This window comes from Methanobrevibacter sp. (assembly GCF_045644645.1).
In the GTDB taxonomy this organism is placed as follows: domain Archaea; phylum Methanobacteriota; class Methanobacteria; order Methanobacteriales; family Methanobacteriaceae; genus Methanocatella.
In genome coordinates, this window is sequence record NZ_JAZRHE010000146.1 from 1 (window position 1) to 15,598 (window position 15,598).

The 15,598-nt window shown below is 37.8% G+C and carries 12 protein-coding genes; 2 read left to right on the top strand and 10 right to left on the bottom strand.

Features of this window, described 5'->3' with window-relative positions; translation table 11 throughout:
• The 4 genes from ACKI4K_RS08745 to ACKI4K_RS08760 form a co-directional block, all read right to left on the bottom strand.
• A partial coding sequence (locus ACKI4K_RS08745) for an FAD-binding protein (RefSeq protein ID WP_407424262.1) occupies positions 1–298 on the bottom strand: 298 nt, incomplete at its 3' end.
• Positions 299–302: 4 nt separating this feature from the next.
• The gene (locus tag ACKI4K_RS08750; protein WP_178785130.1) at positions 303–470 is read right to left on the bottom strand and encodes a 4Fe-4S binding protein; all 168 of its coding nucleotides are present in this window, start codon (positions 468–470) and stop codon (positions 303–305) included.
• 98 nt (positions 471–568) lie between these two features.
• Positions 569–994: a universal stress protein gene (locus ACKI4K_RS08755; RefSeq protein WP_407424264.1), complete on the bottom strand. Its 426-nt coding sequence runs from the start codon at positions 992–994 to the stop codon at positions 569–571.
• Positions 995–2,701, bottom strand: coding sequence for an ATP-binding cassette domain-containing protein (locus tag ACKI4K_RS08760; RefSeq protein WP_407424266.1), 1,707 nt, complete (start codon positions 2,699–2,701; stop codon positions 995–997).
• A gap of 85 nt (positions 2,702–2,786) precedes the next feature.
• Between ACKI4K_RS08760 and ACKI4K_RS08765 the strand changes: the two genes are divergently transcribed.
• Positions 2,787–3,083 carry a hypothetical protein gene (locus tag ACKI4K_RS08765; protein ID WP_407424268.1) on the top strand — a complete coding sequence of 99 codons (297 nt, stop codon included), beginning with the start codon at positions 2,787–2,789 and terminating at the stop codon, positions 3,081–3,083.
• Here ACKI4K_RS08765 and ACKI4K_RS08770 read toward each other — a convergent pair whose 3' ends face one another.
• The 5 genes from ACKI4K_RS08770 to ACKI4K_RS08790 form a co-directional block, all read right to left on the bottom strand.
• Positions 3,084–3,623: a zinc-ribbon domain-containing protein gene (locus tag ACKI4K_RS08770; RefSeq protein ID WP_407424270.1), complete on the bottom strand. Its 540-nt coding sequence runs from the start codon at positions 3,621–3,623 to the stop codon at positions 3,084–3,086.
• Positions 3,624–3,721: 98 nt separating this feature from the next.
• Positions 3,722–5,473 carry an excinuclease ABC subunit UvrC gene (uvrC, locus tag ACKI4K_RS08775; protein WP_407424272.1) on the bottom strand — a complete coding sequence of 584 codons (1,752 nt, stop codon included), beginning with the start codon at positions 5,471–5,473 and terminating at the stop codon, positions 3,722–3,724.
• Positions 5,474–5,487: 14 nt separating this feature from the next.
• A complete protein-coding gene (locus tag ACKI4K_RS08780; RefSeq protein WP_407424274.1) occupies positions 5,488–12,540 on the bottom strand; it encodes a DUF3320 domain-containing protein in 7,053 nt (2,350 codons plus the stop codon).
• Positions 12,541–12,698: 158 nt separating this feature from the next.
• On the bottom strand, positions 12,699–13,520 hold the full coding sequence (locus ACKI4K_RS08785) for a PfkB family carbohydrate kinase (protein WP_407424276.1): 822 nt from the start codon (positions 13,518–13,520) through the stop codon (positions 12,699–12,701).
• Between the two features lie 8 nt (positions 13,521–13,528).
• Positions 13,529–14,377, bottom strand: coding sequence for a cation diffusion facilitator family transporter (locus tag ACKI4K_RS08790; RefSeq protein ID WP_407424278.1), 849 nt, complete (start codon positions 14,375–14,377; stop codon positions 13,529–13,531).
• A 120-nt stretch (positions 14,378–14,497) separates the two neighbouring features.
• On the opposite strand from ACKI4K_RS08790, the gene ACKI4K_RS08795 reads away from it, so the two are divergent.
• A complete protein-coding gene (locus ACKI4K_RS08795; RefSeq protein ID WP_407424280.1) occupies positions 14,498–14,677 on the top strand; it encodes a hypothetical protein in 180 nt (59 codons plus the stop codon).
• On the opposite strand, the gene ACKI4K_RS08800 is transcribed toward ACKI4K_RS08795, so the two are convergent.
• Positions 14,669–15,358 (bottom strand): HisA/HisF family protein, encoded by a 690-nt coding sequence (locus ACKI4K_RS08800; RefSeq protein WP_407424282.1) that lies wholly within the window; start codon positions 15,356–15,358, stop codon positions 14,669–14,671. The two genes, ACKI4K_RS08795 and ACKI4K_RS08800, sit on opposite strands and share 9 nt — an antisense overlap.
• Between the last annotated feature and the right edge of the window lie 240 nt (positions 15,359–15,598).

Sequence of the window (15,598 nt, forward strand, 5' to 3'; positions counted from 1 at the left end):
GCTCCAGAATGTAACCTGCTTCAGGCAATTTTACCTCTTCATTGGTCAACCATACGTCAGTTGCATCAGGGGTCTGTATTCTTACGCCCTGAATTTCCTGAGTAACCCAGCGAGGGGATGGCTCGATTCCTAATTTTTCCAAACCCTGAATTGAAACACCTTCAGCACATCTTTTAGGTGAACCAATTTCTGATTTCTTATCCATTAAAATAACTTTTGCTCCACCTAATGCAGCGTGTTTTGCTGCAGATGAACCTGCAGGTCCGGAACCTACTACAATAACATCAGTTTCTATCATATAATCAATCCTCTTTTTCTAATGCATCAATTGGACATGCTTTAATGCAAGTGTCACAATCCTTACAGTCATCATCATTGAATACTAAAGAGTACTCCCTTACTTGAATCAAATTTCTTGGACAAACTCCGGCACATTCCCCGCAGAATGAGCACCAATCTTTAACTATCATAAAATTTCTCCTAACTTAAACAGTTTAATTATTAATAATTAGTTTATCATTATATTTAAAATTATATGAAAAAATAGGATTTAAAAGAAAAAAATAAATTATTTCACCAATAAAATCGGCACTTCAGAATTTCTCAAAAGCCTTTCTGAAACTGAACCGATTTGTGCATCTGAAACTTCATTTTCATCAAAGGATACGAATCTGTTATTGTTGGCTCCATGAGCATGAATAACAACCAGGTCAGCATGTGTCTGGTCTACAATGAATTTCATGTCCCTCAAAGGGTCGGCAGTGAGCAAATGTTCAACAACATCCACTCCAACATCATTTGCCTTTTTAGTAACTTCAGCTAAAAGAGCATCTCCTGAGTCTTCTTCAGAATCATAGCTGTTCAATGAGAATTCCTCCAGGACATGGACTGCGGCAATCTTTGATGAGAATTTTTGAGCTATTTCAATGGCGATGTCTGCAGCTTCAAAACTATAATCGGACCCGTCAATAGGCACCATTATCACATCAAACATTTATTCGTCTCCCATAAGATAATCAGCATGACAGAAATCGATGAAATTGGATACGATTTTGTCCATATCCTCACTGTCATCAATGATTTTTCCATCATCCATGAATATTGCCCTGTTACTCAATTCCTTGATAAAGTCGGTGTTATGTGAAATCATCACTATGGTAATTCCATAAGTTTTTGAAATCTTTTTAAGAGAATTGGTTACAGTTCTTAAGGTGACAGGGTCCAAATCTCCGAACGGCTCATCTAAAAGCAGGAATTTTGGTCTTGAAACTAAAATTAAAGCAAGCATCACACGTACTTTCTGACCACCAGACAATTCATATGATTTCCTATTCAATATATCCAAATCCAAGTCCAAACTTTCAAATATATCGGCAACCGCTTCTTTTGTTGCGGTTTCCGGGAATTTTGGGAATAAGTCATTTAGAATTTCAGGGTCAAGCCCGACCTGTCTTAAACGCTCTTTGGCTTCCATTTCAGGCAAATCTGTTAACAAATAAAATGAATCCAACAATTCCTCGCTAAGACCTATCTTTTTAGCCCTTTCCTGTGCATCTTTTATAATATCCTGATTTTTATATCCTAAACGCACTGCCAATTGGTCTAGAACTGTTGCATAATGGCTCAATGCAAATTCCTGATGCATAAATCCTAATTTGGATCTTATTTTCATACGTCCCATGCCGGGAATGTCAATGTCATGCCATTCGTCATCGACCTTGTACAATACCTCACCCTTGTCAGGATCATCAAGGCCGCCAAGCATTCTTAAAAGAACAGTTTTTCCAGCACCGCTAGGCCCTATTATGCTTAAAATATTTTCATTTTGAACTTTGAAGTTTATGTCCTCTATCTGCAATACTTCCCCGCCGGTCAATAAGTAGAATCTTTTGAATACGTCATTTACTTCAATCAAATCTTCATCGGTTGCGATGTTTTCAATGTCGACGATGGGTTCCATATCCCCCATGAACTTATCGCAGATATCATCGGGAGAGCCCTCATCAACTATCTCTCCGTCTTCAAGCAGGATAACCCTATCGGCCAAGTATTTTTGAACATCAGGCAAGTGGGACACAAGAATAACAGTGATATTCAATTCCTTGTTGATTTTTTTAACGGCATCCAATATTTCCTGTTTGGTTTTGGGGCATGCCATGGTTGCCGGTTCATCAAGAAGTAAAGCCTTAGGTTGTTTTGCAAGTTGACGGGCCATAATAAGCCTTTGCTTTTCACCACCACTCAACACGGAAGCATAATGGTCCTTCTTATGAGTTAATGAAACAAGTTCCAATATCTCATCGGCCTCCTGGCCGAATTCGCTATCAGCCACTTCAAGATTGGCATCCCCCTCATCAAAGTAGTTACGTGCATACAGTTTTCTTAAAACATTTTCCCGCACAGTATCCGGCCATAGGCCAAAGGACCTTTGAAGATGGATTGCAGTTACCTTCTTAAGATTATTGTAATAGAATTGGGATGAATTTCCATCCACACTGTCAGTGCCCACAGTAATCTTACCGGAATCTATGTGCTCAACACCTCTCAAGGCTCTTAGAAGTGTTGTCTTTCCAGAACCGCTCTTGCCCATGATTCCAAGTATTTCGCCTTCCTTAACCTCGAAGCTGACATTTTTCAATGCCTTCACTTTTGTACCGTCATCAAGCTCATAATCTTTACTTACATTTTCAACTTTTATCATTCTTAATGCCCCTTATAATATACAGATTTTTATCCGTGAAACTATTTATATTTTAACAATTATACATTAAAAACAAGTGATTTAAATGGCTAGTGAAAATAAAATTCAAGAATATATGGATAGTTTGGAACAGGAAAAAATAATGATTGAAACACATTTCGCCAATATTGAAAGGATATTGAAGGACAATCCTAAATTAGACCAACAAAAAGCATTCGGACTACTGTCTAACTTTAACACATTGAATATTCAATATGACCAATTATGCAATGATCTTATCAAATTTATCAAAATTTTTAAAGGTAAAGATGAACAGGAAATTCGTCTCTATAAAACTGACGAGTTAGTGGAACTGCTGGAAGCAAAAATCAACGATTTATAATTAATAATTGTAATGTATCACAATGTTTCCAGAAGTATCTGTAGTTGAGTTTTCAGCTACAACATTACCATTTCTTAAAAGTTGAATGGTAAGATTGCCTTCACCATAATCCGTTTTTTGAGCAGTAATGGCCACCCTTTCCCATGATGCGCAATCCAGTGAATATCTTTTTTCACCGTAACCTGATTGGGTGGACAAGTAATTAGGGTCACCCATACGAGCGTACCAGTCACCTTCGTATTTTACGAGTGCAACATAAGGATAAGAGGATGTATGGTCTACACTTCCATTATCAGTAATAACATTAAGGGACTCTTCCTTTGAAGGCTGGGTGTTGTTATATATAAAAGAAAACAACAACAAAGCAATAACAACAATACCTAAAACAATGACAATTTTTTTAGCAATACCTATATTCCAACTGGTTCTCTGATTGTTAGTTGTTCTGTTACCGTGTTGGTCAGTTAAAAGATAGGCACAATTATCACAATATTTTGATGAGGCCGAATTTTCATAGCCACATCGGGGACATTTAACCATATTTTTAACCTTTTCAATATTCTTATAAAAACTTATAAAAATTCTTATATTTAAACTTAATGGAAAATAAGGCATTTTTTCTAATACTAGATTAAAATTTAGTGATAATAATTATAGACATTTTTAGCCGTTTTTAAATTCATGCCATCTATTTTTGCTAAATCATCCACAGAAGCATTCTTAATATTTTCAATGCTTCCAAATTCTTTTAAAAGATTAATCTTTCGTTTTTTGCCTATACCAGCAATATTGTCAAGAGAAGAGGCTTGAATATTCTTACTGCGAAGTTTCCTATGATAGGTTATTGCAAATCTATGAGATTCATCACGCACTTGCTGAAGCAAATGCAGAGCATTATTATTTTTAGGAATTATGATTGGACGTTTGGAATTAGGAATATATATCTCTTCAAATTCCTTTGCAAGCCCTATAACCGGAATATGAGTTAAATTCAATTTTTCCAAAACTCCACAAACCATGCCCAGTTGTCCTTTACCACCGTCAATGACCATTAGGTCCGGTTCAGGGTCTGAGTCCACCATTTTTAATCTGCGTGTCAACAACTCCTCCATCATCGCAAAATCGTTCGGTCCGGGAGTTTTCATTTTGAAATGTTTATAGCTTTTTTTGTTAGGTTTTCCATCTTTAAATGACACTTTTGAACCGACTGCAAACTTGCCTGAAATGTTACTAATATCATATCCCTCAATTACACGAGGCATTTTTTCAAGTTTGAGGTATTTTTTAAGCTCCATTAATGCATTTTCCATATTTTTCTTTTGATGCCTAATGATTTCAGCATTCTTACGGGCCATTTTTACCAGGCGCAATTTGACGCCCTTTTGGGGAACTTTAATGTGTACCTTATTTCCCCTCAAATCACTTAACCAATCTTCCAGCAATGCCTTATCATCAATGCCCTCATCCAAAAGGATTTGCTTTGGAATATGTCTGTTATATCCATAATATTGTTGAATAAATGCAAATAACACTTCAGAAGATGAATCGTACTGGGAACCACTCATTAAAAAGTCATCACGCCCAACGATTTTGCCGTTCCTAATCGGCATGATAATGACCACAACCTCATTTTCACCGGGTGCAACTGCAATTACATCCTGGTCCAGGTCATCATCAACCAAATCAACGAATTGCTTTTCCATAATATCTTCTATTGATGCAATCTGGTCCCTTATTACAGCCGCCTTTTCATATTCTTCATTCATTGCAGCATCGGCCATTTCACGTTTAAGATTCTTAACGATCGTCGAATATTTTCCCTGGAAAAACAAGTCGATCTTATTAATAATTTCCGAATATTCCTCTTCGGAAATATTGCCCGCGCAGGGAGCATGACACAATTCAATTTGAGAATTAAGACAAGGCCCATCCATATTGCGACAGGTTCTGATTTTAAATAAAGATTTCAGAAACTTTACAGTTTGCTTAACAGAACCCGCATCAGTGAATGGCCCATAATAAACCCCATTTTTAGCAATGTCCCTTGTAATGATCAATCTGGGAAACTTTTCATTGGTAATCTTTACATAAGGGTATCTCTTGTCATCCTTCAGCTGAACATTATATCTTGGACGATGCTTTTTGATCAATGTAGCTTCAAGTATCAATGCTTCCTTTTCGGAATTGGTTACAATATACTCAAGACTATCGAAATGACTCATCAGAATTTGAGTCTTTGGCCTGTCAAGCTTTTCCCTAAAATAAGATTTGACCCTTTTTACGAGATTTTTTGCCTTGCCCACATAGATTATGGTGCCGGCATCATCACGCATAATATAAACGCCGGGTTTGTTCGGCAGGCCATCGGGAGATTTAAGTTTCATGGACAATTCAAAAACCTCCTTTAGTTAAGTTCAACAATATCCTCAGTTATCTTAACTTTATTGTTTGCTATCATCAAATCCAAAACACCGTTGATTCTGTCTGCAGTCTTTTTAGACGTGGATTTGAATCCGAAGTTTCTTGAAGTTTCCTTTGCAATCTGCTTTGTTGTCAAGTTCTGCTTGTAGAGTAAGACCAATTCAATATTTTTGGAAATCTCCTCATCGGAAATCAGATCGATGTTAGGCTTGTTCCTTTTTCTAACAAGCACATTATTATTGGATGCATCATATAAAAAGTCACCAATCCTTATAATAGTTCCGGATTTCTCTGATTCACCAATGGCTGCATTAACCGTCTTTTTCAAATTGGAACCTGCTCTTTTAATTGCACAACTGTCTTTAATCCTTTTAATAACTTCCGTTACATGGACCGGCCCTTCAACATCAACAATATAATTAACGGATTTTGCCACTTCACCGGCCGGTTTTTTATATAAATCATCTTGAGAGGATAGGCCAATATCCTCAGCCTGGACATATTCAACAATATTATCTTCCATTTTTCCTTTCCCTGGAAGTTTCTGGTCATCAAATGATTTTAAAGTATTGTTGCTCTGATATCTTTCCTTTTCAATTTCCTTGTAGTCCTCATTAGCCGAAAGGATGATGTCTTCTAAAGCCTGGTCCTTTATTTCCTCCCTTCTGTGCTGCTCATGAACCGTGACTATAACATTTTCATCATCAGCTATCTCTTTTTTGAGGGCTTCCATCATCAACTCTTTTTCTATTCTTTTTTCTTCCTGTTCTGCAAATGTTAATCCCTCTTCCTTCTCGATAATCAGCTGGGAATCGTCATCACTAGGCATGTTTAAATAGTCTTCAGGATTATATTCTTCAGTCCTGTCAACTACAGAAACATAATCTATTTGAGTCGGATTTTCAATCTCCTTCAATGATTTATTAATATACTTTATGTCTTTTTTAAATCCCTTAATTGAATCCCTGACGGATTTCGGTTTTTCATCCTCATAGTAAAAGTTATTCTTTCTGAGTTTGCTTTTAACGTCATTAGCCCCTTTATAATAGGTCACCCCATCGGCTTCAGGAGGGTTTTGTGCAGTTTTTTCGCCATCCTCTTCATCAGGTTCATCATCATCAACTATTAGCCCGGCGTCCTCCTGGGAAACATCATCTTCAATTATCGGCTCGCCATCCCCTTGAGAAACGTCATCATCCAAATCGATGTTGTCGAATACCTCATCCATAAACTCGCTAACGGCATTGTTAACAACCCTAGTTGCTTCCTCTCGGATTTCATCATCAAATTGAAGATCCCTATCCGTGAAAATATTCAGTTCTTCATCATCATCATCGAAATCGAATTTTTGAGATGGCCTTTCCAAGTCATCAAATTCATCTTCAGATTCGCCATCCAATGAATCCTGATTATTCAAATCAGGCAGTTCATCATTGAAAACATTCAATTCTTCCTTGCCATTAACAATTTCAGCTTCAACGACGAATTCATCCTTTGGAGCTGGTTTATGTAATGGTTCTTCATCATCAATTACCTCTCCACGAACTGTTTCAATTTCCTCGGGTTCAAGTTGAGAATCATTATTAATTACATCGGATATGAATGAATTAATTTTATCTTTAACACCAGGCCTATTGCTAACATGACTATTAACATCAGTTACCTTATCCAAGTCCTCTTTAACTGTTTCATCACTGGAAGCGGGTTCATCATCATCCAATACGCGTTCATCGTCATGGCTGTGGTCAACATAAATATAATCATCATCGGAACCTAAATCCACCTTATCATCATCATTAGGCTCATCAATGACATCATCATTCGCCTTATCAACCCTAACTTCATCCACACCATCAACCTTAACATCATCTGCAGACTCATCAACAACAACTTCGTCCACACCATCAACCTTAACATCATCTGCAGACTCATCAATGGCTTCCCCATATTCGGAATCAGCCTTTTCATGAGATTTATCCTCATCAAAATCTGAATTTATACTCTTACCGAATACGATTGGTTCATCATCATCCAATACTCGTTCATCGTCATGGCTGTGATCAACATAGATATAATCCTCATCAGGCCCTAAATCCACTTTACCGTCAACAGGCTCTTTCTTGGATGATTTCTTATTTTTACCTTTTTTAGAGGTATCTTCAGCAGGCTGTTCAAGCTCTTCTTCCAAATCAGTATTTTTGCCCAAGTCTTTGGTAAACTTAAGTCCGGAAAATAGCGGGCTTTTATCCATTTTGTCTTCAGTTTCATCAGATTGGAAGAATGATTTGATCTTTTCCCTTATAGGATTTGATGCTTTTTTGACACTATCATCCACATAATCGTTTTCATCCTCCCAGACTTCAGCATTGTCCTGTGGAGGAACCTCTTCGGTGTCTTCCCAAACTTCAGCATCATCATCATCAGTTGTCTTATTGTCTTCAGCTTCCCAAACCTCAGCATCATCACCGGGATTTGCATCTGCATTTGCATCTTCAGAATCAGATTCATTATTATCTGAAGTAGGTTTTTCCGCAATATCTGCAACGAACTCCGAATCGTTTTCCACATATGCATCGCCAATGTCATCTTCCTCGACTTCAACAAACTCAGACTCATCCTTAACGTCATAATCCTTAGGTTCATCCTCACTTTCCTCAACTACAACAAACTCAGATTTATCTTTAGCTTCAGTTGTTTTTTCATCCTCGATTGTCTCAGTGTCGGTTTCATCCCCAAATAATTCAGCAGGACTGATTTCACTTACATCCATAGGCTTTTCTAAAATATCCCCTTCATCGACCTTTTCGACTTCAACAAAATCACTAGACCCGACATCTTCAGGGTCAATTTCTTGAGATTCCTCTTGAGCTTTTCTTTCCTCCTCTTCTCTTTCGCGAGCAAGACGCAACTCCTCAGCTTTTTTCTCAGCTTCCAATCTTCGTTTTTCGGCTAATTTTTTAGCTTCTTCAGATTTGCGTTTTTCTTCCTCACGGGATTGTCTGATTGATTTTTCAACATAATCCAGGAGTTTTTTACGACCCAAATCTCTGTTTCTGTACCAATCTGTGGACCATAAGTGGTATAATTTCCATCCCAGACCAGTCAATACCTGTTCACGCAGCCTATCCCTATCGCGAGCCACCTTGCTTGATGAATACATTTTTCCGTCAGTTGTAATTCCCAGAATGTATTTTCCAGGATTTTCATCATCAACAATAGCTAAATCTACTCTAAAGCCAGCGCATCCAATTTGTCTGTCAACCGCATAACCGTTTTCCTCCAAAAAGCTGGCTATTGCATCTTCAAACGGTTCTTTTGTGTGTTCCTCCACACTATGAGTTCCCAATGTCAGGTTTTCAGCATATTCCAAAAATTCCTTTAAGGATTTAACACCATAAGGAGGGTTTGCTGTCAAGTTCATGTCATAAGCCTTGAAGTTTGAAAATACCACACATTTTTCTCTGGCACGTGTAATCAATACATTTAATCTTCTTTCTCCACCGTCCTGATTCAAAGGACCGAAGTTAAGCGACATCTTTCTGTCATTGTCAAATCCATAGCCTACACTTATTAGGATAACATCCCTTTCATCACCCTGTATTGTTTCAAGGTTCTTTACGAAGAAACGTTCTTCCTTATTGTCAGAGAATAATGGCTCATATTGAGGATATTCTTTACGCTTTACCTCCAATGCTTCCAATATTGCATTCTTTTGAGCAACGGAAAATGTTCCAACACCCAAACTTTTTGTGTCACCATATTTTTCAAAATGATTGAATATTTCCTCTACAACATCCTGCGCTTCCAGAGGGTTTGCAGATGATGAACCTCTCTCATATGCAGTATTCGGATTGTAATGGAATTTCAAACCAAGTTCAGGGTCTGAATGTGAAGGTGAAGGGTATACCAGCAAGTCATCATCATAAAATTCGCGATTTGAAACAGTAATCAATGATTCATGGCGAGACCTGTAGTGCCATTTAAGCATTTTTACAGGGAATGACAATTTACATAAGTGCAGGATGCTCTCCATGTCAAGTGAAGTCGCCTCTTCCTCGTCACTGTCTGCATCGGACATCTGGTCGAAAAATGAAGTTGGAGGCAGCTGTTGAGTATCTCCCATAACCACAGCTGTTTTACCCCTCATGAATGCACCAAGCGCATCTTCCGGTTTTACCTGACTTGCCTCGTCAAAAATAACAACATCAAATTGCAGTTCCTCATTTGTCGGGTCCAAGTATTGTGCAATTGATAACGGGCTCATCATAAAGCAGGGTTTGATTTGTTTTATCATTCCGCCAGCTTTTTCCAGAAGTTTTCTGACTGGCATGTGGCCGCTTTTTCTTGTAAATTCTCCGGCAAGTATCTTGGCTTGAGGATTTTCAGTTCCGCCGAATATCTTTGGAATATTGCTATTGAGCTTATGGAAAATTCTTTTACGATTCAATACCAGAATCTTCTTATCCAAGTCCTTGAATTCGCGAATTCTGTTTTCATGCAATTCCCCGATAAATGTGGCCAACTCCTGATTTTCAACAAACAATATATTTAAAAGTGAATCTGCAAAGTTTCCATCAACCAATGCTTCAATATCATCTTTTTTAATGTTTCTCTTTTCGATTGAATCGACAAACATTCTTGCATTAGAACTCTGAAGAGCGTTTTTAGTATTTAAGTATTGGGACCACAGGTGAAGACTGGACAGCTGTCCTCTCCAATTGTATAACTGTTCCTGCCATGCTTCAAAACTTACATCTCCTGTTTCCCTTTTGAATATCAGTTTACTTCTTGGGTTCAATTTATCCTTCAGTCTTGTAAGCACGCGTACGAATTCCTCTCCGGCATCGATGTATTCGGCAAGGTCCCTTTCCGGATTGATGTCAAACAGGTCTTTGCTCATCAGGTCAATTGTGTTTTCGGAAAATGTTCCTTCACGTACAAGGACTGAAAATTCCTGCATCCATTTTGCTATTGCCTTCAAGTCATTAGGATTTGCATTCAAATGCCAGTATCCACCATAATATTTTTGGCCCAATGCATTATTGGCTTCCAGATTATTTTTGATTTTGATAACTGCTTTTGCTTCCTGCAAGTCCCTTATAATCTCGTCAATGCTTCCAGGTACAGGTACTGCATAATACCTTTCAACAAGCTCAATGTGTTGTTTGTTGTTAAAGAAACGGAACTTTTTATTGGAAATGTTTCTTAACTCGTATATCAGCCTGTCAATATCGGCCTGGAAAATATTCCTATTGAACTTGTTTAGGATTCCGGAGTATTTCTGATACCTTTCAAGTTCCTGAATCAATCTGAATGCATCATCATTGTTATTGTTCCATGCCCCTGATTTGATTATGCTTCCGTCTATCAGCTCGGAATTTTGGGACTTTATAATTTCAAAGGCAGAAAGCGAATTCTGGAATTCGTTTAAGGTATCCGGTTTTTTAATTCCATAAATGTCATAGACTCTTCCACGCTCCACCAGGAAATTGTCCAATGCATGCAAACAGTCGTTAATCAGCATTTCAATTTCTCTCAAGTCTGCCGGAAGCAAACTTTTTGGAGCGCATTTGCTCCATGGATTTTCCTTCGAAACAGTCTGATACAACTCGGCCAGGTTTTCAAGAGACACCTTCATGTCATCCAAATCCTTTAGGGTGACATCTTCGGGATTCTGAAATCTGACCAATGGCATTATGGCATTTTTTCTTGAGAAATAATCATCTGCCGCTTCTTTCATTCCATATAACTGGAATGGTGATAAATTAACAGCAAATGCCGGTCTGTGAATAATTTGAGAGTAATCATCAAGTTGACGGCGCAAGGTTTCCAGTTTACGGATTGTCTGGTCTATATTCAATGGCTCCTGAGCACGCACATTGGTTGCCTTCTGCAAGTCCTTCAGGAATTTTTTGCGTCTGGTCTTGTGGGAATGCAGCTCCAGAACAAACTTGCCCAATCCCACTGCGGTCAATCTGTCCTTTACAACATCAAGTGCAGCCATCTTTTCTGAAACGAATAAAACTGATTTGCCTTCCGCCAACAGTTCAGCTATTAAATTTACAATGGTCTGTGATTTGCCTGTTCCTGGAGGCCCTTCGACAACAAGGTTCCGGCCTGCCTTCACATCCTGAATGGCTGCAATCTGAGATGAATCCGCATCCAGAACCTGATACATGTTCTGATATTCGAGTTGTGAGTCAATGTCCTCTTCCCTGAATGCCTCCTGGTCATTTTTAGCGGGATTGAAAATAGCCTGAATCAATTCGTTTTTGGTCAAATCCACATTTTCAGCCCAAGCCTCCGGGTTTAGGTCATTATACATCACAAACTTGGTGAAACTGAAGAAACCTAAGGCCACATCACTGTTTACTTGCCAGCCATCCATCCTGCTGACTGAACGCCTTACACTTGCGATATAATGGTCTATAACTTCACCGTACCTTTTGAATTCAAAACGGGGAAGTTCAATGCCCGCTTCCAGCAATTTGGCTTTGAGTGAAATATTGGTTTGAATATCCTCCCCAGTCCATTCAAGGTTGAATGATTCTCCAACCTTTTTCCTTTCCATTGAAACTGGAATCAACACTAGCGGAGCCTTGTTTTTTTGTCTTGGCTTGGATTTGTCCTTCCACTCCAGAAATCCGATTGCCAGATAAAGAATGTTATAACCCTGCTCCTGAAGCATGGTCTTTGCCTGGTTATTGATGTAATATAATCTTTTTTGGAGCTCCTTTGGAGTCAAATCTGTGGCAAGTTTCTTGTCCCCTTCGGAAAATTTGGAAAAATCAAACGGAATATGATCCCATACCGATGATTTGTCCTCCTTCTTATCTTTCTTATTGGCCACGAAATACATCTTATTTTCCTGCAGGACCAATGTTTGAAAAAGATTTGTAGGGGACTGGTTTACAATAGTGATAGTTTTCGCTCTTGATTTGAAGTTAAGAAGTTGATTTCTTAAAGTTAAATCTAAAAGCTCCTTACGTAAATTTTTAAATTCCTTTTCAATTATATTATCAGACTTATTTAACATGATGACCCTTGTAGTGTTTAAAAATTCAGAAATACATTATATAATTATTATAACATTAATTAATAAAGTTTTCTAAACAAAGTAAATTTAACTGAAAATCATTAAAATTCAAAAATGAATGTTAACTTACAACAATATTTGTAAACAAGAAGATTCGCTTATTTTTTGATGGAATAAGGACCATAATTTTTAATCTTATCACAGGCAATGGCTGATGCGAAGTTGCCTGCATTTTCAATCGATTTGGAGAGCAATTTTTGGGAGATATATGCCGCCATATAGGTGTCTCCGCAACCGGTCGTATCAACAACATCATCACATTTTACAGCATCAATCTTGACTTCCCCATCTGAAATGATTCTGGATCCATAAGAGCCATTGGTTATAACCATCTCATCTACATCAAACTCATCGCCAATGATGCTCAATTCAGATTCATCCAGAAATATTGCATCGACACCCGATAAAATGCTGGTCAAATCATCGAAGTCATCTAATTTTATAGTATAATTCTCATTTACCTGCACATCGCCGACTCTCAAGAATCCCTGCACGGACATGAAAATAGGAACGTCAAATGACTTTAAATATTCGACTGTTTCAATCGGAAAATCATATCTGTTTAACGGATTCAAAACAAATCCGTCAATTTCCTCGGGCAAAATATCTTCCAAATCACTTCTTAAAATAGGAATGTTGGCAAAATTACTTGATTGTTCACGAACATTCAGATTATCATCAAACGGATATCTGTTAATGAAATAATGGGTATCATCCTTCAGGATTACCCTTACCTTATCCGAATCGGGAAATTCGCTGACCAACTTCGAATCGGAGCAGTTCACAATAGCCAAATAGTCCGGGTAAAACTCATCAAAAACAAATGACTGATAATAGGTTGCCCCTCCCACTTTATAAGACTTCTCTTCACCAATAATTACCAGATCCTTAGTCACAGGACCAATAGCCACCAATGTCATAATCAAACCTAGTCGAATTCAATCGTGATATCCACAACATGATATTTGTTTGAAATGTTATAAATCTCTTTTTTAATTCCGCTGACGTCCTTGCCGAAATCCACATCGACCTTCAAAGTCATTACCGAATCGATGCCATCCAGCGACCAGATATGGAAATCCTCAATATCATCCACACCGTCAATCGCCAGAATCTGACTTCTGAAGTCATTGACATCAAAATTGTCGGGAGTTTTTTGAAGCATGACTTCAACCGATTTATACAGGTTTCTTCCAAGGTTAAATATCAGCCATAAGGCGATTCCAATTGAAACAAAAGGGTCCAGGTATGGAGCACCATCCCAAAACATCAGGACCAGACTTAAAACTAGAATGGCCACCCATTCAAAGACATCCCCCAGCTGATGGAAGAGAATTGCCTTTTCATTAAATGTCTCTCCGTCATGAAGCCTATAGACCGAAATTGACTTGAAAACTATGCCGATGATAGCTACAACAAGCATTCCTCCGGCATCAACACCTTCAGGCGAGAACAGCCTTGGAATGGCCTCTGACAATATCACCAAAGCCATCATGATGACGAATACCGAAATGATGACCGCCCCAAGAATGGAAAAGCGCTGATAGCCATATGAATAGTTATCCGTCGAGTCCTTTTGAGCGACTTTTTCCAATGCCCAGGCCAAAGCTATCGAAATGGTGTCCGACATGTCATGAATGCAGTCAGCAAGAATCGCCATACTGTTGGTGGCCAATCCTCCAGCAATGACGATTATATTAAACGCCAGATTCATGAAAAAAACAAATGCCAAATTCTCGCCGGCCTTTTTGTGATGATGATGTGTGTCTATCCTCATGGTTAAAACTATTAAACTAATATAATAAAAAAGTTATTTAAACTAAGAAATACAAATTTTAAAGTGTAATTAAGTTATATTTATATAATTAAAAAAAGTAAATTATAGTAGTGATTTAAAATGGCGATAGTTGGAACAACAATATTTTCACATATTCTCCCGGTTATATGTGGATTTTTTGCACTTTTATTTATTATTTCAGGTTCACTGGAAGAGAATAAGGCTAAACTCGGTTTAGGCATTGTACTGTTCATAATTGCATGCATATTCCCATATATATTTTTAAGCGTTCTAGTCTAGAAGTTTCACTTCCCCAGAATGAAGACTAGTTCCCACCAACACTTTTTTTATACCCAATGAATCAAGTTCACCAATGGATTCCTTGTTCAGGCCGCCGGCAATTATCAATTTATCCTTCATGTCTTCAAACTTATCCAAAAGCTCCTTATTGTAACCCTTTTCCGTGCCGACGCCGGTAATGTCGAGAAGGATAATCTCATTTGGATCAAGCCTTTTTAGGATTTCCTTAAACTCAAGCAGATTCAAATCCATGTGCTTAGCGAACAGCTCATCATCCTTAACATCAACACTTATTACGATTCTCTCCTTCGGATACTTTTCGAATATCATTTCCATCTCTTCGATGCTTTCAAGGGTTTCGGTTGGAATGATAATCTTATATACATAATCCAGGAAGAATTCAAATGATTCGCAATTCCTAACCCCACCATCAAAGATTACAGGCAAGATTGTGTTGACCATCCTGATGTCGTTGATGTTGTGTCCATCTGACTCGATTAGGTCCAAATCGGCAATGTACATCTCATCCGCACCGTTTAACTTTAGCCCCTGTGCGATTTCAACGGGATTTGCGGAAGGTGCAAAAACAGTCCTTAAAGGTTGATAAGTGTCTCTCATGCCGGATTTGCCGCTTACTGCCTGGTGTTGTTTTAAATCAATAACTGGAATTTTCTTAATCATGGTTATAGATTGGATAAAAGTAGTATTAATATTTTAAAAAAAGCTTTTTTAAAGGAGGGGAATTAAGCTAAAAAAAGCCTAATTCCGTATAATAATGATCAATTTTTTGGTAAATAACAAATATGTTATGAACCCCTTATTTATTAAATTAATTGACATAGTATATAAATGTTACTATAATTTAGAAAAATTAAAGTGTACTTGAATAAATAATTTTTAAAAATTTCAATAAAATATGAA